Below are 906 nucleotides of genomic sequence, written 5' to 3'. Positions count from 1 at the left end.
GCTCGCCCGCCGGCCCGCCCAGGCGGACGCGCACCGCCTGGGCGGCGCCCGCCGGCAGGGCGCGGTCGGCCGGCAGCGCCAGCTCCACCTGCATGCGGCGGGCGAGCGGCAGCCGCTCCCCGCCCTCCAGCTCGACCTCGAAGCAGTGCAGGAAGCCGCCGCCCTGCTGCATCACCGGCAGCACCCAGCGCCCGCCGGCGGGAAAGATCGCCTGTGCCTCGTAGCGGCCCGGCGCCACCTCCCGCAGGCCGCGGTCGATCGGCGTCATGGCGAGCGGCCGGATCTGCTGCGGGATGCGCAGCGCGCCGCGCGGCGCCGCCATCCCTTCCATGTAGACATGCACCATGCCGTCATCCGGCGCGGCGATCAGCATGGCGCCGTCGCCGGGGGCGGTGGCGATGGTCGCGCCCAGCGCATCGGCGGCGGCGAGCCCGCCCTCCCCGGCGGCGATGGTGGCGATGGCGGGCTGCGCCCCCTCCACCAGGCTGTTCAGGGCGATCAGCGAGACGCGCCCGCCCTCGGCATGCGGCGCATAGGCCTGGCCGCGGCTGAAGCCGATGCGGTCCGGCGCGCCCTCCAGCGCCACCCGGTGGGCGACCACGCCGCGCGCCAGGTCGATGACCGTGACGCGCCGCTCGTCCGGCTCCGGCACCAGCAGCAGCCGGCCGGAGGGGTCGGGGAACAACCCGGCGGCGCCGGGCGCGACGGCCCAGGACGCCACCGGCCGGCCATCGGGCCGCGCCGCGACCACCTTGCCGGCGGTCCGGTCGAGCAGCAGGGCAAGCTCGGCCAGCGGCGACCAGGCGGCGGCGGCGAAGCCGTCGCCGAGCCCGGGCAGCGGCTGCGCCCCGGCCGGCCGCAGCAGCGTGGCGCCGGCGGGGGAGGCGGCGATGGCGAGGCCCTCGC

1 protein-coding gene is annotated in these 906 nt (G+C 79.2%); it reads right to left on the bottom strand.

Annotated features, from left to right (window positions below):
• Nucleotides 1-906 (bottom strand): YncE family protein (locus E2C05_RS33750; protein ID WP_205083278.1); only part of this gene is annotated, 906 nt, incomplete at both ends.

It is taken from the genome of Paracraurococcus ruber, from assembly GCF_004353985.1.
Classification (GTDB): Bacteria; Pseudomonadota; Alphaproteobacteria; order Acetobacterales; family Acetobacteraceae; genus Paracraurococcus; species Paracraurococcus ruber.
This window is presented reverse-complemented; position numbering and strand designations above follow the sequence as displayed.